Annotated in this window: 15 protein-coding genes; 8 read left to right on the top strand and 7 right to left on the bottom strand. The window is 68.2% G+C overall.

Annotation, left to right across the window (positions count from 1 at the left end; genetic code table 11):
- Nucleotides 1-9 precede the first annotated feature (9 nt).
- The 8 genes from J2852_RS08855 (at nt 10) to J2852_RS08820 (ending at nt 8898) form a co-directional block, all read left to right on the top strand.
- Nucleotides 10-1131 (top strand): ABC transporter substrate-binding protein, encoded by a 1122-nt coding sequence (locus J2852_RS08855; protein WP_209874013.1) that lies wholly within the window; start codon nt 10-12, stop codon nt 1129-1131.
- 122 nt (nt 1132-1253) lie between these two features.
- Nucleotides 1254-2168 (top strand): branched-chain amino acid ABC transporter permease, encoded by a 915-nt coding sequence (locus J2852_RS08850; protein WP_209874010.1) that lies wholly within the window; start codon nt 1254-1256, stop codon nt 2166-2168.
- Nucleotides 2161-3156 (top strand): branched-chain amino acid ABC transporter permease, encoded by a 996-nt coding sequence (locus J2852_RS08845; protein WP_343206701.1) that lies wholly within the window; start codon nt 2161-2163, stop codon nt 3154-3156. The genes J2852_RS08850 and J2852_RS08845 overlap by 8 nt, the downstream gene beginning before the upstream one ends.
- Entirely contained in the window at nt 3156-3938 is a 783-nt protein-coding gene (locus J2852_RS08840) for an ABC transporter ATP-binding protein (protein WP_209874008.1), read from the top strand. Before J2852_RS08845 ends, J2852_RS08840 begins: the two co-directional genes overlap by 1 nt.
- Complete coding sequence (locus J2852_RS08835; protein ID WP_343206700.1) at nt 3935-4654, top strand: ABC transporter ATP-binding protein; 720 nt, start codon at nt 3935-3937, stop codon at nt 4652-4654. The genes J2852_RS08840 and J2852_RS08835 overlap by 4 nt, the downstream gene beginning before the upstream one ends.
- A complete protein-coding gene (locus tag J2852_RS08830) occupies nt 4651-5937 on the top strand; it encodes an NAD(P)/FAD-dependent oxidoreductase (protein WP_211112151.1) in 1287 nt (428 codons plus the stop codon). Before J2852_RS08835 ends, J2852_RS08830 begins: the two co-directional genes overlap by 4 nt.
- Before the next feature lie 26 nt (nt 5938-5963).
- The gene (locus tag J2852_RS08825; protein ID WP_209874005.1) at nt 5964-6836 is read left to right on the top strand and encodes a VOC family protein; all 873 of its coding nucleotides are present in this window, start codon (nt 5964-5966) and stop codon (nt 6834-6836) included.
- A 97-nt stretch (nt 6837-6933) separates the two neighbouring features.
- Entirely contained in the window at nt 6934-8898 is a 1965-nt protein-coding gene (locus tag J2852_RS08820) for a PAS domain-containing sensor histidine kinase (RefSeq protein ID WP_343206699.1), read from the top strand.
- Here the strand turns inward: J2852_RS08820 and J2852_RS08815 are convergent.
- The 7 genes from J2852_RS08815 to J2852_RS08785 all read right to left on the bottom strand — a co-directional run bounded on the left by J2852_RS08815 (nt 8895) and on the right by J2852_RS08785 (nt 17722).
- On the bottom strand, nt 8895-9413 hold the full coding sequence (locus J2852_RS08815; protein ID WP_209873997.1) for an HPP family protein: 519 nt from the start codon (nt 9411-9413) through the stop codon (nt 8895-8897). The two genes, J2852_RS08820 and J2852_RS08815, sit on opposite strands and share 4 nt — an antisense overlap.
- An 83-nt stretch (nt 9414-9496) precedes the next feature.
- Nucleotides 9497-12457, bottom strand: coding sequence for a chemotaxis protein CheA (locus tag J2852_RS08810; RefSeq protein ID WP_209873994.1), 2961 nt, complete (start codon nt 12455-12457; stop codon nt 9497-9499).
- Between the two features lie 146 nt (nt 12458-12603).
- Nucleotides 12604-13026, bottom strand: a complete 423-nt coding sequence (locus J2852_RS08805) for a response regulator (protein ID WP_209873991.1) — start codon at nt 13024-13026, stop codon at nt 12604-12606.
- A gap of 12 nt (nt 13027-13038) precedes the next feature.
- Nucleotides 13039-14112, bottom strand: coding sequence for a chemotaxis-specific protein-glutamate methyltransferase CheB (gene cheB / locus J2852_RS08800; RefSeq protein ID WP_209873986.1), 1074 nt, complete (start codon nt 14110-14112; stop codon nt 13039-13041).
- Nucleotides 14109-15614 carry a chemotaxis protein CheW gene (locus J2852_RS08795; protein ID WP_209873983.1) on the bottom strand — a complete coding sequence of 502 codons (1506 nt, stop codon included), beginning with the start codon at nt 15612-15614 and terminating at the stop codon, nt 14109-14111. The genes cheB and J2852_RS08795 overlap by 4 nt, the downstream gene beginning before the upstream one ends.
- On the bottom strand, nt 15611-16522 hold the full coding sequence (locus J2852_RS08790) for a CheR family methyltransferase (protein WP_209873979.1): 912 nt from the start codon (nt 16520-16522) through the stop codon (nt 15611-15613). The genes J2852_RS08795 and J2852_RS08790 overlap by 4 nt, the downstream gene beginning before the upstream one ends.
- The gene (locus J2852_RS08785) at nt 16523-17722 is read right to left on the bottom strand and encodes a methyl-accepting chemotaxis protein (RefSeq protein WP_209873976.1); all 1200 of its coding nucleotides are present in this window, start codon (nt 17720-17722) and stop codon (nt 16523-16525) included.
- Between the last annotated feature and the right edge of the window lie 100 nt (nt 17723-17822).

The following is a 17822-nucleotide window of genomic DNA, read 5'->3' as shown; positions in this document are numbered from 1 at the left end:
GACAAGACCATGACCATTGCGAAGACGATCCTGGGCGCTCTGGCCGGTGTCGCCGTCGCCGCCTCGGCGGTGCCGGCGCTGGCGCAGAAAACCATCGCGCTTGGCTATCAGGCCCCGCTGACCGGCGAGATGTCGCAGTACGGCGAAGTGTTCCGCAACTCCGCCACCATGGCGGTGGAGCAGTTCAACAAGTCCGGCAAGCTGCCGGGGGCCACCGTCGTCCTGAAGTTCGAGGACAGCAAGAACGACGCGAAGGAAGGCGTGAACATCGCCAAGAAGTTCGTGGACGATCAGGAAATCGTCGGCGTTTTGGGCGACTTCTCCTCGACCGTGTCGATGGCCGCCGCGCAGGTCTACGCGCAGGCGGGCGTGCCGCAGTTGTCGCAGACCGCCTCGCACCCGGACTACGTCAAGATCAGCGAATGGCAGTTCCGCAACATCACCACCCAGGCCTATGAAGGCCCGTTCGTCGCCAAGTGGGCGCTGGGCGAGGGCAAGAAGAAGATCGCGGTCATCGCCATCCAGAACGATTGGGGCCAGTCGGTCGTCTCCAACTTCAAGGACGCGGTGGAGAAGAACGGCGGGCAGATCACGGCCGTCGAGTTCTACAACCCCGGCAACCGCGACTTCCGCACCATCCTGACCAAGATCGCTCGCGAACGGCCGGACGCCATCTACCTCGGCATGTTCGACGAGGACGGCGCCACGCTGATGCAGCAGCGCCGCCAGCTGAACGTGCAGATCCCGACCTACGCGACCTCTTCGCTTTACTCGCCGAAGCTGGTCGCGCTGGCCGGTCCGTCCGCCGACGGGCTGAAGCTGTCCACCACCTTCGCCGTGGACAACCCGGAGCCGGTCGTGAAGGCCTACGTGGACGAGTACAAGGCCCGCTACAAGGCCGACCCGACCATGTTCGCCGCCCAGGCCTATGACGCGACCAACATCATGCTGGCCGCCATCGCCAAGGTCGGCCCGAACGTGGACCGCAAATCCTTGCGCGACGCGCTCGCCCAGACCGCTGGTTTCCCCGGCGTGACCGGCGAGACCACCTTCGATCCTCAGACCCGCGAGCCGTCCAAGCAGCTCGCCCGCATGGAGATCAAGGGCGGTCAGTTCACGCTGGTGAAGTAACGTAACGCGCTGGGCCCCACCCTAACCCTCCCCCATCTTCGACGGGGGAGGGGATTTGGGGCTCCTTCCCCCGCCGAAGGTGGGGGAAGGTTGGGATGGGGGCCCATTTCCGGGGCTTTTCAATGTTCGACGCCTTTTTCGTCCAGCAGCTCGTCAACGGGTTCTCCGTGGGGCTGGTCTATGCGCTGATCGCCATCGGATTCACGTTGATCTTCGGCGTGCTGAACGTGGTGAACTTCGCGCATGGCGAGGTCTACATGGTCGGGGCCTATGCGGGCGTGGTGCTGATCACCGCGTTCGCGCCGCCGCTGATCGCGGTCGTCCTGTTCGTCATGGCCGTGGGCGCCGTGGCTGGATTCGGATTGGAGCGGTTGGCCTTCAAACCCTTCCGCCGGTTCCAGGACGAGGCGTCGCTGAAATCCAAGGCGATGCGCGAGGCGACGCTGCTCTCCTCGCTCGCCGTGTCCATCGTCGTGCGCGAAATCGTGGAGAAGCTGTTCGGCGGCGCCATGCGCCCCGTGCCGTTCGAGGCGCAGCTGACCGAACCCATTCAGGTGGGGGATCTGTCCTTCTCCACCGGGCAGTTCGTGATCTTCGGCGCGGCGGTCGCCATGTTCGCCGGCTTGCAGTTCCTGCTGTACCGGACGCGCATCGGGCTGTCGATCCGCGCGGTCGCCAACAACCCGCTGGGCGCCAAGTACGTCGGCATCAACACGGACCGCACCATCATCGCGACCTTCGTGGTCGGGTCGGTGATGGGCGCCGTCGCCGGTATTCTGGTGGCGCTCTATTACGGGTCGGTGTTCCCGCACATGGGCTTCGCGCCGGGTGTGAAGGCCTTCGTCGCCATGGTGATGGGCGGGTTGAGCAGCATTCCGGGCGCGGTCATCTGCGCCATCTTCCTGGGTCTGTCCGAGGCGGTGGCGACCGAATTCCTGGCGCAGGGCTGGAGCGAGCTGATCGCCTACGGTTTCCTGCTGCTGACGTTGATCTTCTTCCCGACCGGGCTTTTCGGCGGAGCGCGCGACCGTGTCTAAGAACATTAGGCTTCCGCTGATTGTCGGGCTGGCGGTGCTGGTGCTGTTGCCCGCCTTGTTGCAGGTGATGGGCTCCGGCTACCTGTTCCGGGTGTCGATCACCGCCATGATCTTCGTGATCCTGGCGGCGAGCTTGAACTTCATCACCGGCGTCGCCGGACTGCTGTCGCTGGGGCACGCGGCCTTCTACGGGATCGGGGCCTACACGGCGGCGCTGCTGGCGACGCGGTACGGCGTGCCGTTCCTGCTGACCATCCCGCTGGCGGGCGTGGCGGCGGCCATCGGTGGGGTGCTGGTGGCGCTGCCGACGATGCGGCTGGTCAGCATCTATTTCGCCGTCGCCACGCTGGGCATGGGCGAGATCATCTACGGCACGCTGCTGAACTGGGTGGACTTCACGCGTGGGCCGATGGGCATTCCGGCGATTCCGTCCTTCAAGGTGTTCGGGCTGGACCTGTCGGGGAATCTCGGCAGCTATCTGGTGGTCGCGGTGGTAATGCTGGCCTCGCTGTGGGTGCTGCACCGGCTGACACATTCCTATTATGGCAACGCCCTGCGGGCTCTGCGCGAGGACGACCAGTGCGCCGACAGCATGGGCATCGACGTGGTGCGGCTAAAGGGCGAGGTGTTCGCCATCGCCTGTTTCTTCGCGGGGATTGCCGGATCGCTGTGGGCGCACACGACCGGTTACATCAGCCCAGGCGATTTCCGGTTCGGCGAGTCCATTCTGGTGCTGGCGATGATCGTCGTCGGTGGCCTGGGCAGCCTGCCGGGTGCGGTGGTGGGTGCCGTGCTGCTGATCGTGCTGCCGGAGGCTTTGCGGCCGGTGGGCGACGTGCGGATGATCGCGGTGGGCTGCGTGATGTTCTTCTCCATCCTGCTGCTGCCCAAGGGGTTGTTTGGTGAGGTGTCCGCGCTGAATCTGGTGCGCTCGTCCTTCGGGGCGGGGTGGAAGCCGGGCGTGCGTGGCGTGGTTGGGTGGCGGTGATGGCGGCACTTCTTGAGATCGAGAACCTGACCCGGCGCTTCGGCGGTCTGTTGGCCGTGGACAACGTGTCGGGGCATGTGAACGAGGGCGAACTGGTCGGGCTGATCGGGCCGAACGGTGCTGGCAAGACGACCCTGTTCAACCTCATCAGCGGCTTCACGCCGCCGAGCGAGGGGAGCGTGCGGTTCGGCGGGGAAACCATCTCCGGCATGAAGCCGTGGCGGGTCGCCCGGCGCGGGCTGGGGCGAACCTTCCAGAACCTGCGCATCTTCCCGAACATGACGGTGTTCGACAACGTGTCGGTCGGTGCGATCGGCGCGGTCGGGCATTCGCCCTGGCGGTCGCTGCTCCGGGGGGCCAAGGGCGAGGCCGACGCGCGCGAGGTCAGCGAGCGGACCTGGGCGGCGCTGGAGCGCGTCGGGCTGGCCGGGCAGGGGCACGAGCTGGCGGCGAATCTCAGCTATGGCAAGCGCAAGTATCTGGAGATCGCGCGGGCGCTGGCGCTGGGTCCGAAACTGCTGATCCTGGACGAGCCGGCGGCCGGTCTGAACGACAGTGAGACGGCGGAGCTGGCGAGCTTCATCAAGGGGCTGCACACGGAGGGGCTGACCGTGCTGCTGGTGGAGCACGACATGACGCTGGTCATGGGCATCTGCCAGCGGGTGATGGTGCTGGCGTCGGGCCGCAAGATCGCCGACGGCGCGCCGGCCGAGGTGCGCAAGGATCCGGCGGTGCTGGAGGCCTATCTCGGCGGCGACGAGGACGAGGAGGACGCGGCGTGAGCCAGCTTCTGGAAATCCGCGACCTGCGCGTCTCCATGGGCGCGCAGCCGATCCTGGAGGGCGTGTCGCTGGACGTGCCCGAGGGCGGGATCGTGACGGTGTTGGGCTCCAACGGCGTCGGCAAGACGACGCTGATGCGCGCCATCTCCGGCATCTACAAGGTGACGGGCGGCGACATCCGGCTGGACGGCAAGCCGATCAACGGCCTGCGCAGCGACGAGATCGTGCGGTTGGGCATCTGTCAGGCGCCGGAAGGGCGGCAGATCTTCTCCAACATGACGGTGCTGGAAAACCTGAAGCTCGGCGCCGGGCCGCGCACAGGCCGCGCCTACGAGGAGGATCTGGAGCGCATCGTCGGGCTGTTCCCGCGCCTTCAGGAGCGCTTCACGCAGAAGGCCGGGTCGCTGTCGGGCGGCGAGCAGCAGATGCTCTGCGTCGGGCGCGCTCTGATGGGTCGCCCGCGCCTGCTGCTGATGGACGAACCGTCGCTGGGCCTCGCGCCCAAGCTGGTGCGGCAGATCTTCGACCTCGTCGCCGCGATCCGCGAGGCGGGGACGGCGATCCTGCTGGTCGAACAGAACGCCAAGGCGGCGCTGCGTGTGGCCGATCAGGCCTATGTGATGGAATCCGGGCGCATCGTCTTGCAGGGACCGGCGGCTGAACTGGCCGAGGACCCGCGCATTCGCGCCGCCTATCTCGGAGGGCATGTGCATTGACCTCAACCGTCGCGTTGCCGCCGTCGCTGTGGGCGAAGACCGCCCCGCCGGCCCCGGTCCTGCCGTCGCTGGACGGCGAGGTGGAGGCGGACGTCGCCATCGTCGGCGGCGGATTCACCGGCCTGTCCACGGCGCTGCATCTGGCCGAGGCCGGCGTGAAGGCCGTCGTGCTGGAGGCGGCGGAGCCCGGCTGGGGCGCTTCCGGCCGCAACAACGGGCAGGTGATCCCGACGCTGACCCGCGCCGATCCGGACGACCTCGTTGCCCTGTGGGGCGAGGCGAAAGGCGAGCAGTTCGTGCGGGTGCTGAAGGACGCGCCGGACCTGCTGTTCGGGCTGGTCGCCAAGCACGGCATCGAGTGCGAGGCGGTACAGAACGGTTGGGTGCAGCCGGCGCATCGCCCGAGCCGCCTTGCCATCTCCCGCAAACGGGCGGAGCAGTGGGGGCGGCGCGGCGCGCCGGTGGACCTGCTGGACCGGGAACAGTGCGAGGCCATCACCGGGTCGCGTACTTGGTTCGGCGGGTGGCAGAACTGCTCGGGCGGGCGGATCAACCCGTTGGCCCTCGCGCGCGGAATGGCGCGGGCGGCGGTGCAGACGGGTGCCATTGTCTACGCGGGCAGTCCGGCGACCAGCCTGACCCAGGCGGGCGAGCGCTGGCGGGTGACGACGCCGCGCGGCAGCGTGGTCGCGAAGAAGGTCGTGCTGGCGACGAACGCCTACAGCGACGCGCTGTGGCCGAAGCTGGCGCAGACCATCGTCCCGGTGCGCTCCTACCAGATGGCCACGAAGCCCCTGCCGGAGGAGGTCCGCCGCTCGGTCCTGCCGCAGGGGCACGCGCTGTCGGACACGCAGGGCGACCTGTACTTCTTCCGCCAGGACGCGCAGGGGCGGCTGGTCACCGGCGGCGCGCTGGTGTTCGACGTGGATTCGGAACGGCGCCTGAAAGCCCGAATCGGCGAACGGCTGAAGCGGGTCTATCCGCTGATCGGCGACATCGGATTCGATTATGTCTGGTGGGGCTACATCGGCATGACGCCGGAGCGCCTGCCGCGCCTGCATGAACTGGCGCCGGGCGTGGTCGCCTGGATCGGCTGCAACGGGCGCGCGGTGGCGTTGGGCACGGCCATGGGCAAGGAACTGGCGGAGTACGGCAAGGGGCGCCCGGCCGCGGAACTGCCGATCCCGCTGTCCGGTCTGAAGCCGCTGCCGTTCCACGGCATTGCGCGGACGCTTGCCCGCGGCATGCTGCTGCTCTATCGCTGGAAGGACATTCAGGACTGACCGGCGAACGGGAAGGGGTTGGGGGTATGGGCGCACACGGCATCAACGGCATCGACCATCTCGTCATCGCGGTTCGCGATCTGGAGAAGGCGCGCGAGGCTTACGCCAAGCTGGGCTTCACGATCACGCCCCAGGGTCGGCACACCGAGCTGAAGTCGATCAACCACACCATCATGTTCGGCGCGGACGACTATCTCGAACTGCTGGCGGTCGAGGAACCGCACCCGGTCACCGCCCATTACAGCGACTTCCTGAAGGCGCGCGAGGGCATCGCGGCGGTGGCGCTGAAGACCGACGACGCGCGGGCGGCGCAGAGGCAACTGGTCGAGGCCGGGTTCACGGCGTCGGAGGCGGTGGATTTCGGCCGGCCGGTGGCTCTGCCGGAGGGGACGAGGGACGCGCGCTTCTCCATCACGCCGATCGATCCTTCGCAGACGCCGGGGGGCCGCGCGTTCCTGTGCCAGCATCACACCCGCGACGTGGTCTGGCGGCCGGAGTACGTGGAGCACGAGAACTCGGCGGCCGGGCTGGCGGCTCTGGTCGTGGCGGCCGACGATGTGGACGGCGTGGCGGCCTCCTACGCCCGGCTGTTCGGGACCTCGGTGGAGCAGCGCGGCCCGGCGCGCCTTGTGCCGACTGGCGACACGCCCATCGTGGTGGCCGACCCGGCGGCGCTGCATTGGGCCTGGACCAGCGATCCGGTTCTGACCGCCCCGCGCCCGTTCCTGGCCGGGATGGTAGTGCGCGTGAAGGACGAGGAGCGTGCGCAGCAGGCCTTGCAGAAGAGCAAGTTCCCGACCGTGGTCGGCAACGGCGTGATGCGTGTGTCGTCGGCCAATGCCTGCGGCGTGATGCTTGCCTTCGCCAAGGACTTCGACCTGCGCAACCTTATTCCCTAAAACGGGATAGAATCTTCGCCGTATGCGAGCGGCGGCGTGTCGGGTAAAGTCTTCGGCGGAAACTCATCTATTGGAGCCGCGCGAAGACGCAATGCCGGTGGCGAGCGAACAAGACAGGCCGGGCGCGGATGTCCTCGTGCGGGAGGGTGTCGATCCGTTTGCCCTGGTGGGCGGCGGCGCGCTGTTCGACGTGTTGCCGGTGCCAGCCTTCGCCGCCGATCCGGGCGGGGTGGTTCTCGGTTGCAACCGGGTGTTCGGGGAGGTTTTCGGTTCGCCGACGGAGTTGGGCGCCATTCTCGGTGGTACGGGGGCGGTGCGCGAGGGGCGGTTGACCCGCCGCGACGGCATCGCGCGCGATGTGCAGGTTCAGATCAGCCCGTTCGGTGATGCGGGCGCGGTTATCGGCGTGGTAACCGACGTGACCGAGCGGCGGCAGGCCGAACGTGCCACGGAGGACGCGCGCTACGGGCTGGAGGTGGCGACGCTCCAGCTGGAGGAGGCGTACCGCACGGCCAAGCTGGGCTATTGGGAATACGGCATCCACAGCGGCAAGCTGGCGCTGAACGCCGAAGCCTACGGGGTTTTCGGACGGAGTCCGGAACGGTTCGAGCCGACCTTCGACAACCTGCTGGACATCCTGCACCCGGACGACCGGCAGACCTTCGGCAACATGCTGGAAGGCGTCATCGGCAATCCGAAGCGTGTCTATTTCGATTATCGCGTTCGGGACGAGGGCGGGAAAGTCCGGTACGTCTCCTCCTCCTGCGCGCCGCGCTTCGACCGCGAGGGGCGGCTGAGCCACGTCTTCGGCGTGATGCTGGACGTGACCGACCGCGCCGAGGCGGCCTCGCAACTGGAAGCGGCCAAGCAGCGGCTGGAGGAGGCCTACCGCACCGGGCACCTGGGTTACTGGGAATACGGCATCCACACGGGCGAGCTGCTGTGGAACCGCGAGGCGTTCGAGGTCTACGGGCAGGACCCGCGCAGCTTCGAGCCGACCTTCGACAATCTGCTGGGCATCCTGCACCCGGACGACCGCCTGCGCTTCGGCAACATGCTGGAGAGTGTGATCGGCAATTCCAAGCGCGTTTATGTGGAGTACCGGGTCATCGACAGGGTCGGCGATGTCCGCTACGTCTCCTCCTCCTGCGCGCCGCGTTTCGACATGGAAGGGCGTCTCAGCCACGTCTTCGGCGTGATGCTGGACACGACGGAGCGTGCCCAGGCCGCCGCCGCCCTGCGCGCCGCCAAGGAGCGGGTGGAGGCTGCCTACGCCGAACTTCAGGACGCGCAGGACAGTCTGGTGCAGACGGAGAAGATGGCCTCGCTCGGGCAGCTGGTGGCCGGCGTGGCGCACGAGGTCAACGGGCCGGTGGGCGTCGCGCTGACCACCGCGTCTCACCTGATGGGGCGCACCGACGACGTGAAGCGGCAGTTCGCGGCGGGCACCCTGACCAAGACGGCGCTGTCCGGCTATCTGGACGTGGCGCAGGAAGCCGGGCATCTGCTGGTCAGCAACACCGAGCGCATCGCGGCGCTGGTGCAGATGTTCAAGCAGGTGTCCGCCGACCAGACCGGGGACGAACGGCGCATTTTCTACCTGCGCGAATACATCGAGGACGTGCTGCTGAGCCTGCACACGCAGATCGGCGCGTCCGGCCACCGGGTGAAGCTGACCTGCCCGGAGGCGATGCAGCTGGAAAGCTTTCCGGGCGCCTTTGCCCGCGTGGTGACGCATCTGGTGCGCAACGCGCTGACCCACGCCTTTCGGCCGGAGCAGAACGGCGTCATCACCCTGACCGTCGAACCGCTTGGCGACGAGTGGATCGAGGTGCGGCACAGCGACGACGGGCAGGGCATCCTGGAAACCGATCTGCCGAAGATCTTCGACCCGTTCTTCACGACGGCCCGGCACGAGGGCTGCGTGGGCTTGGGTCTGCACATCGCCTATAACCTCGTCACGCAGACGCTGGGCGGACAGTTGGTCGTGGACAGCCGAGCGGGCGAGGGGACGACGTTCGTCCTGCGCCTGCCGCGCATCGCACCGCAAACCGCGGCTTAAATCCAATAGCGGGGGTAGGCGCGGTCGCGGCGCAGGTTGTTCATCAGCAGGCCAATGCCGATCAGCGTCACCGAACCGGCGAGCACGCTGGGGATCAGTAGGACATGGTCGGTGCCCGCCGACAGGGCCAGAAGCGGCACCGCACCCGCCGGGGCGTGCAGGGTGCGGGTCAGCTGCATCAGCGCGATGGCCGTGCCCACGGACAAGGCGACCACCCAAGGCTGGGTGCCGAAGACGGTCAGCGCCAGAACCCCGACCAGGGCGGAAACGAGATAGCCGCCGACGACGCTGCGCGGCTGGGCCAGCGGGCTGTCGCTCGCCGCGAAGATCAGCACGCAGGTGGCGCCGAAGGGTGCGATCAGCAGGGGAAGCTTGCTGAGCATGGACAGGCCCGCCACGGCGCCCATGCCGGCGCTGCCGCCCAGCCACGCCCACAGAACGTCGCGCACCGGCGGACGCGCCGGTGGCTGGCCCTGGCCCTTCATCTTGCCGAAGTACGCGCCAATTCTCTTCATGGCGGCGAAAGTAGCGGCTTGTTCAAAAGAGCGTCAAGTTGCCGGAAAAATCATCACTGATTTTGGGGGGGCGGGTGTGGCTTTCAGGCCAGCGTCACCTTGGGGCGCTCGTCTGAAAAATCATGGGGGGCGCGCTGCTGGGCGGCGCAGGCGAGGCGGTAAAGCTCGTCGCCGTCCAGGATGATGACGATTCGTCCGTCGTTCAGCAGGGAGACGCCGCCCACGCCCGGCACCTCGGCAAGGCCGGGGTGGCTTTCGCGTACGAACAGGTCGCCCCGGCGCAGCAGGCGGTCGATCTCCAGCCCGATGCGGCGGTCGCCGTGGCGCAGGACTACGAGGAGGCGCTGGCCGTCGCCGCTGGGCGGCCAACTGCCTTGGGCCGGGAAGCCTAGCGCGTCGGCGAGGCGGACGACCGGCAGCACGCGGTTGCGGCGGAGCACACTCCAGCAGCCGGAGACCGGGTGGAACTCGTGCCCCGCGAAGCCGCAGACCTCCTCCACGAAGCGGTCGGGGATGGCGAGGACCTGATCGTCCACCTGGACCAGCAGCGTGCGCAGGATCGCGGCGGACAGCGGCAGGTCAATGGCGAAGGCGGTGCCGAGGCCCTCGCGCGTGCGGATCGTCACCGTGCCGCCGAGCCGGGTGATGTTGTTGCGCACCACGTCCATGCCGACACCGCGCCCAGAGGTCTCGGTGATCTTCTCCGCCGTGGAGAAGCCCGAGGCGAAGATGAACTCGTGGATGTCGGCGGGGGCGAGGCGGCGGCTGTCCTCCTCCGCGATCAGGCCGTTGCGGACGGCCTTGGCGCGCACGGCTTCGGTCGAGATGCCCCGTCCGTCGTCGGCGATCTCCACGATGACGCGGTTGTTGCGCTGGACGGCGCGCAGCGTCAGCGTGGCTTGTGCGGGCTTGCCGGCGGCCTCGCGGTCCTCGGGGGATTCGATGCCGTGGTCGATGCCGTTGCGGACCATGTGCATCAGCGGGTCGTAGAGCATTTCGACCATGCTCTTGTCGATGCGCACGTCGCCGCCGTCCATGTCGAAGCGGATCTTCTTGCCCTGGACGCGCGCCAACTCTCGGACCACGCGCGGGAACTGGTTGAACAGGGTCTCGATGGGCACCACGCGCAGGTCGAGCGCGGATTCGCGCAGGCGGTCCACGGAGCGGCTGAGCTGGTTGTCGAGGTCCAGCAACTCGCGGCGGTGGCGCTCCAGAAGTTCCTGAAGGACGCGCACGTCCGGATCACCGGCGCCGAGCCGTTCGGACAGGGCCGTGATCGCCTGCTCCAGGCGCAGATCGTTGGCCGTGGCATTCAGGTTGCCGGACAGCAGAACCATGCTGTCGATGCGGGCCATGAAGCGGTCGATGGTCTCGCCTTGCACGCGCAGCACGCCGCCGGGCTGGGCGGTCTGGCGGGCTGGGGACGCCGCCGGGACCGTGGTTTGCGGGGCTGCGGGCTGCGGGGCGGTTGCCTCCAGGGCGCGTGGGGTGGCCGGGACGGGGAGATCGGGGGTGGGGACCGGTTTCTCGGGCATGGCTTCGGCGGGCTGTTCGGCGGATGCCTCGCCGGGAATGCAATGGCGAACGTCCAGGAACCGACCGCTGGGATCGATGGTGGAGAGTGCGTTGCGCAGCGTCTCCAAATCCTGGGGGGACGAGACGAGGACCTTCAGCCAAGTCTTGCCGTCTATGAACTCTGGCCAGTTGGTGATCGCCTGGACTTTGGTGCCCAGCCACACCGCGAAGCCGGAGGCGACCTCCGCCGAGGTCTCCAGAAAGGCGGTCACCTCGTAGAGGCCGATGGCCGGATCTCCGACTGCGTCGCGCAACGCGGCGGAGCTTTCCGGTGACAGGAAACGCAGCAGCCCGGCGTCGAGGCCGAGGGAACGCAGCTCGTCGGCGGTGAAGGGGCGGCGGGCGGCCTCCTCGGCGTCGGCGGTCTCGACGAACTCCTGCAACAGGGTTTCCAGCTTCACCGCCGTACCGGTGTCTACGTCCTCCGGCGGGTCGGAGGTGGCGTGCAGGGCGATGAAGTCGATGGTCTGGCGTGCGTCTGCCAGCACGGCGGGCCAGCGTTCGTGGCTGTGCGGGGCCATGCGGCGGACCACGTCGGCGATCCGGCGGACCAGCGAGGCGGCGCGCGGCAGCTTCACGATGTCGAGGGTGGAGCCCATGCGCTCCAGCACGGCGGCGAGGTCGTCGCCGGCGGTTGCCGCATCGGCCATGAGGTCCAGCGCCTTGGCCGCGCCCTTGGACAGGGCCTGGGCGTTGTGGTCGGCCAGCAGAGTGGCGAGGATGGCGGTGCCGGCGTCGCGGCCGGACAGGCGGCCGACACGGGCGCTGGCCAGCGCCACCGCCTGAAGGTCGCGCAGGATGGCGTCGGGGTCGCGGGCGGAGACGTCCTCACGGAACCGGCGGAAGGTGTCGGCGAAAGGCAGGAAGTTCAGCCGTTCGCAGGCGATCTCCAGCCGTTCGGAGGCGTCGTTCACCTCTTGGAGGCCGTCGCTGTCCAGCGTGTCGAGGTCGAGCGGGCGCGTCAGCGTCGCCATGCTGTCGCGCAAAAGATCGACGAAGAGGTTGAGGAGCTTGTCGTTGTCGTGCAGGCGGGCGGGCTTAGGCGATTGAGCAGGGGCGGTGGGGTGGGGCGCCGCCTTCCGGTCGGGATCGCCGAGGGCGTCCAGCTTCGCCAGAACCGCCGCCGGGGGCGTGCCGTCGCGGCGTTCGCCGACGGCCGCCTCCATCAGGGCGCGCAGGGCGTCGAGCGATTCCAGCAGCGGCTCGGCGACCTCGTCGGAGAAGGGGAGCGTGCCGGAACGGACCCGGCCCAGCACGGTCTCCGCCCCGTGGGCAAGCTTTTCCATGCCGAACATGTCCATCGCCCGCGCCGCACCCTTCAGCGAATGGAAGGCGCGGAACAGCGAAGCGATGCGCTCGCGTTCCGGCGTGTCGGCACCGGCCGGAGACAACAGGCGCTCGATCGCGTCGAAGTGCTCGTTCGACTCGACCCCGAACTGCTGCCAGAGGGTTTCGATCAGCTCGCTCATGGCCCTCGCGCCTGCTTGGTTCTTCGCCCCTCTCCCCTTGTGGGAGAGGGGTTGGGGTGAGGGGTAAACGCCGATACCCCGACACCTTTCCGGCCTTCGGCCGCCCCCTCATCCCAACCCTTCTCCCACACAGGGGAGAAGGGCTTTTAGGCCTTTGCTGGGGGCGGGAGGCCGGCGGCGCGGCGGATGGCGACGATGATGTCGTGACCTTTTTTGTGCGCGAGATCGAGGCTCATCGTGCCGGACGGCTTGGCGATGATCTCGACGGCGCCCAGGGAACGGGCCTCGTCCGCTTCCGCCGAACCGATCTGGGCCACCGAGGAAATGATGATGACCTTGGCGCGGGAGATCAGCGACAGGTGCTCCATCACCTCAAGGCCCGTCATCTCCGGCATCTCGATGTCCAGAAGGACGATGTCCGGCTTCAGGGACTTGACCATGTCCAGCGCGACCTTGCCGTTTTCGGCAGCGCCGATCAGCTCCAGCTCCTCGTCGGACCGGACGATGTCGCCGATGATGGTGCGCATCAGCACCGAGTCGTCGACCAGCAGGATCCTAGGCTTCGCCATCGAACCGATTTCCTATGCTTCTTGAATGTTGAAGAGATGATTCAGCTTTCGCGCGATGGAGGCGACGGGTAGCACCTCGCCCGCCACGCCGGCGCGGATCGCCGATGTCGGCATGCCGTCCACCGCGCAGGACGCCGGGTCCTGGACGAGGACATGATGATTGCGGGCGGCGAAGGTTTTCGCCCCTTCCGTGCCGTCGTCCCCCATGCCGGTGAGGATGACGGCGACCGGCGCCACGGCCTCCGTCCCGGCGGAGCGGAACAGCTGGTTGGCCGAGGGGTGATAGATCTCCGCGCTGTCGGGGACTGAGCGCAGGACGAAGCGGCCCGAGGGTAGACGGCGCACCGTCCAATCGATGCCGCCCTTCAGGATGGTAACGACACCGTTTTCCAGCGTGGACCCGTCGGCGCCTTCCTCGACAGGACGTTTCAGCGAGCGGCCGAGTGAGGTGGCGAAGCCGCCGGTGAAGCTGGCCGGCATGTGCTGCGCCACGACCAGCGGGCAGGGGAGCTTGTCCAGCGCGCCCAGCAGTTCGACCAGGGTCACCGGGCCGCCGGTGGAGACGCCGACCACGACGAGGTCCGGGCGGCGCGCGGCACCGGGAGAAACAGTGCCGGGGGAAACGGTGCGGCGGACGGGTAGCGGGGCCGGTTCGGGGGCGGGGGCTTCGGCCGTCCGGCGCCAGCGGCCCCAGTGGCGGACCTTTTCGGTCAGCTGCCTTTCGATGGAGGCGAAGTCCAGCGTCACGAAGGACGTGTTCTTGCAGACAAAATCCACTGCGCCCGCCTCCAGCGCGCGGATGGTGGCCTCGGCCCCCTCCGACGTCTCGTTGGAAACCATAATGGAGGGCGGGCCCTTCTCACGCGAGATGGCCTGCACCGCCTCGATGCCGTCCATGATCGGCATGTTGAGGTCCATGGCGATGACGTCGGGCTTCAGCTTGCGCGACAGGCGCAAGGCCTCGGCGCCGTTGCGGGCCTCGCCGACGATGTCGATGTCGGTCGCCGATTCCAGCATCTTGCGCAGGGCGATGCGCACGAAGTTGGAATCGTCCACGACCAGCAGGCGGATACGCGGTTCGGTCATGCCAACGCTCCGGAGGGGAGGCGGGCGGGTACGGTGTCGGGCATCAGGCCCTCGGGCCGCAGCACCGGGATCAGCGCGTTGTCGAGGCGGATGACCGCCGAGGTCAGCCGGTCGGACATCGGGTCCACATTGTCGGAGGGGACCTTGCGGATGCGCTGCACCTCGTCGGCGACGACGGCGACGGTGCCGCCGGCGATCTCCACCAGGATGGCGGTGCCGAGATGGCTGGGATCAGCGCCCACTGGACGGCGCGTCAGCAGGCGGCGCAGGTCGAGGATGGGCAGGATCGCGCCGTCCACGTCGGTGATGCCGTCGAAGCTCTGCCCGCCGTTGGGAAGGCGCAGCCGTTCGGAGGACTCCACAACGCGGCGCACCCGTTCGAACTCCACGGCGTAGACGCGCCCATCGACGGTGAAGGTCAGGAAACGGCGGTAGTGGCGCTGTGGCAGGCGGCTGTCGTCCAATTCGCGCGCTTCCGGGATCAACCGGCCGATGTCGTCCAGATGGTCGCCGAGCATGCGCGTCCCGCTCCTCACTTCCAGCCAAGTGCCATCGTATTCGACGATTTCATCCGGTGCACTTCCATCGTTGCGTTCGGTAGCCTTCAGTTGATCTTCCGTAAAGCGCACGACGCCCCGCACGCTGTTCACTTGGACGGCGACGGGGCCGTGCGGGGTGGCGTAGACGACAGCGTGGCCGGAAGATGCAGAAGGTGCTGCGGCGAGCCCCCTTCCTCCCACGCCTTCGGCGCGGGCCCCTCCTTCCCCCACCTGACGGCGGGGGAAGGTTGAGTTCCCTCCCCCGCCGTCAGGTGGGGGAGGGTTAGGGTGGGGGCCCTTCGCGAACACGTCCACCAACAGCACGGGGTGGTGCTGCACCTGGCTCATGCCGCGTACGATGGCGGGAGCGTTGGGCAGAGGGCGGAGATCGGTGATCGCGAAGATCAGCACGATGTCGCGCATGTCCAGCGCGTAGCCACGCCCGCCAGCCTCGACAATCAGCAGGCGGACGGTTGGGCGGGGCGCGCCGTTGTTGAGCGGGGACGCGGCGACGCCGACGAGGGCGGCATCGTTCGGCAGATCGGCGAAGGCCATGCCGTGGCCGAGTTCGATGCGGGCCGGGTCGATCAGGCGGATGCCACGGCCGGCGTGATCGAAATGCGCGGCGATGGGGGAGGGACCGGCATCCTGAGGTTCGACGGCTTCGCGGGCGAGGGTTCCGCCGATGCGCCCGGCACGAAGGGCCAGCGTGCCGGCGCCGGAGCGCAGCACGACGAACAGCCCTCCCTTGCGGTTGGCGGGCCAGGTGAGGTCAAGCGCGGGGTAGCCGGTCAGATCGACGATGGGCAGCAGATGGCCGGCAACGTTGGCGATCCCTTCCACATGGACGGGGGCAAAGGGCAGGCGGGTCGTGGGAACGGCCTCGGCGATCTCCTCAACGTGGGATTCATCCACGGCGAAGGCGTGACCGGCGATGTCGAAAATCAGCAGGCCGCCGCTCATGCAGGGCCGCCGATTTTTCGGTAGGCCAGCGCGCGGTCGCCGCGATGCCTTTCGAACAGCTCCGGCCGGATGGGGCGGTCGGTGGTGCCGAGGACGAGCCAGCCGCCGGGACCGATCGCCTCGATCAGTTGGGTCTGCGCGGCGCGGCGGCTGTCGTCGTCGAAATAGATCATCACGTTCCGGCAGGACACGAGGTCGAAGCCCGTCTCCGGCGGCTGTGGGGCCATCAGGTTGTGCTGCTGGAAGCGCACCACCTTGCGGGCGTCGGCGCGCACCTTGCGGTAGTTCGGATCGGCGCCTTCCAACGGCACGAACCAGAGCCGGTATTCGGCCGGCAGGTCGCGGAAGGCGCCGAGCCCCTCGCCGCTGTAGCAGGCGTTGCGGGCCTGGCGGACGGCGATGCGGCTGATGTCGGTGCCCAGCACATCCACCGTCCAGGCGGTGACGACGCCGTGGTCGGTGCGCTGAGCCTCCCCAAGATCGGCCAGGGTTTCCAGGGCGAGGATGGCGAGGGAGTAGGGCTCCTCCCCCGTGGCGCAGCCGGCGCTCCACAGGCGGATGGTGCGCTCGGTTCGGCGGGCCTGGATAATGGCGGGCAGAACGTGGCCGCGCAGATGCGCGTGGTGGGGCAGGTCGCGGAAGAAATAGGTTTCGTGGATCGTCAGATTCTCGATCAGGCTCAGCCAATCCGGGCTGTCGGCGGGCGACTGCTCAATCACGCGGACCCAGCTTTCCAGCATGTCCAGCGGCATGGCCATCAGAATTCTGGACAGCTTACGCTCCAGCGGGCGGTCGTGGCGGATGCCGCTCTTGCGCCGCACGTCGTCCAGCAGGCGCCGCGCCAGCGCGCCTGTCACGTCGTTTGGCGTGACGTCTTCCGGAAGGTCGAGCGTGCCGGCGCCAGACATTCACGACGCCTTCAGGCGGGCAACGTGCTGGCGCGTTTCCTCGGCAAGGCGGGAGAGCTGGACCATGGTGGCCGTGATCTCCTCCGACGCGGCGGCGTTCTTGGAGGCGACGGTGCGCACGCTTTCCACGTTCGCCTCGATGCCCTTGATGGAGGCCTGCTGCTGTTCCATGGCGATGGCGACGGACTGGAACATGCGGTCCAGCTGCGTGACCCGCTCGGCAATGCCGTCCATCAGCTTGCCCACCTCGGCGGTGGCGGTCATGCCTTCCTCGGCCATGGTCGAGGCGGATTCGACGATCTCGGCGATCTGGCGGGCGCTTTCGACGGCGTTGTCGGCGAGCTTGCCGACCTCCTCGGCGACCACCTCAAAGCCCTTGCCCTGCTCCCCGGCGCGGGCGGCCTCGATGGAGGCGTTGACGGAGAGGATGTTGGTCTTGACGGCGATCTGGGTAATCGCCTCGGTGATCCGCCCGATGCGCCGGCTGTTGTCGGCGATGGTCTGCGACACGCGGACGAGGCGGGCCATCTCCTCCTTGCCCCTGGAGGCGAAGCCGGCGGCGGCCTTGACCATGTCCGAGGCGCTGCGCGTGTTGTCGGAAACGTCGGCGATGGCCTGGGCCGACTGGCCGATAGCCGAGGCGACGAGGTCGAGATCATCGGTCTGGGTCGAAGCGCCGTCGGCGACCTGCCCGACGGCGGTGCTCGCCTGACCGGCGGCGATGGCGACCTGGGTGGCCTGCTCGCCGATGCGGCGGAAGGTCGCACGAACCTCGTTCAGCTGCGCCGCCGTATCGGCGTGCGCACCGGCGAGCAGGCCGGCGGGGTGGTTCGGAGCCTCGGCGGCGGCATCGGTCAGGCTGCGGATGTCGGCGCGCAGGGCGGATTGCACCTGGGACAGGCGGTTGAGGGCGGCGGCGGTTCGGCCGAACTCGTCGTCCCTGCTGGGATGAGGGGCGGCGTCGAGGTCGCCGGAGGCGAGGCGGGCGGCCGATTGCTCCAGGGATGCCGCAGCGTCGGCGATGTCCAACAGGACGATCAGGCCGAAAACCAGGGCGACGGCCAGCGCGCCGCCGGTGACGGGCCACAGCAGGTCCGGCGCGTGCGTCGCCGTGACGGCGGGGGCCAAGGCGGCCACCGTGAAGAGAAGGACAAGGAGCAGCAGCTTCCGGGAGATGCGCAGGTTCGCCAGAAAGGACATGGTCACCCCTCTTCGTCCCGGTCGTAAAAACCTTCTTCCGTGTGCGGACAAATAGCATATCGGGGTAGATTTGTCTAAACTGCGGGAAGGCGCGCCGCCG

Origin of the sequence: Azospirillum soli (genome assembly GCF_017876165.1) — a bacterium.
GTDB lineage: Bacteria > Pseudomonadota > Alphaproteobacteria > Azospirillales > Azospirillaceae > Azospirillum > Azospirillum soli.
This window is presented reverse-complemented; position numbering and strand designations above follow the sequence as displayed.

What these genes read in the sequence shown, in the direction of transcription:
- J2852_RS08815 (WP_209873997.1), bottom strand. Translation starts at nt 9,413, where the DNA reads ATGAAGAGAATTGGCGCGTACTTCGGCAAGATGAAGGGCCAGGGCCAG.
- J2852_RS08825 (WP_209874005.1), top strand. Translation starts at nt 5,964, where the DNA reads ATGGGCGCACACGGCATCAACGGCATCGACCATCTCGTCATCGCGGTT.
- J2852_RS08790 (WP_209873979.1), bottom strand. Translation starts at nt 16,522, where the DNA reads ATGTCTGGCGCCGGCACGCTCGACCTTCCGGAAGACGTCACGCCAAAC.
- J2852_RS08855 (WP_209874013.1), top strand. Translation starts at nt 10, where the DNA reads ATGACCATTGCGAAGACGATCCTGGGCGCTCTGGCCGGTGTCGCCGTC.
- J2852_RS08840 (WP_209874008.1), top strand. Translation starts at nt 3,156, where the DNA reads ATGGCGGCACTTCTTGAGATCGAGAACCTGACCCGGCGCTTCGGCGGT.
- J2852_RS08850 (WP_209874010.1), top strand. Translation starts at nt 1,254, where the DNA reads ATGTTCGACGCCTTTTTCGTCCAGCAGCTCGTCAACGGGTTCTCCGTG.
- J2852_RS08785 (WP_209873976.1), bottom strand. Translation starts at nt 17,722, where the DNA reads ATGTCCTTTCTGGCGAACCTGCGCATCTCCCGGAAGCTGCTGCTCCTT.
- J2852_RS08805 (WP_209873991.1), bottom strand. Translation starts at nt 13,026, where the DNA reads ATGGCGAAGCCTAGGATCCTGCTGGTCGACGACTCGGTGCTGATGCGC.
- J2852_RS08795 (WP_209873983.1), bottom strand. Translation starts at nt 15,614, where the DNA reads ATGAGCGGCGGCCTGCTGATTTTCGACATCGCCGGTCACGCCTTCGCC.
- J2852_RS08810 (WP_209873994.1), bottom strand. Translation starts at nt 12,457, where the DNA reads ATGAGCGAGCTGATCGAAACCCTCTGGCAGCAGTTCGGGGTCGAGTCG.
- cheB (WP_209873986.1), bottom strand. Translation starts at nt 14,112, where the DNA reads ATGACCGAACCGCGTATCCGCCTGCTGGTCGTGGACGATTCCAACTTC.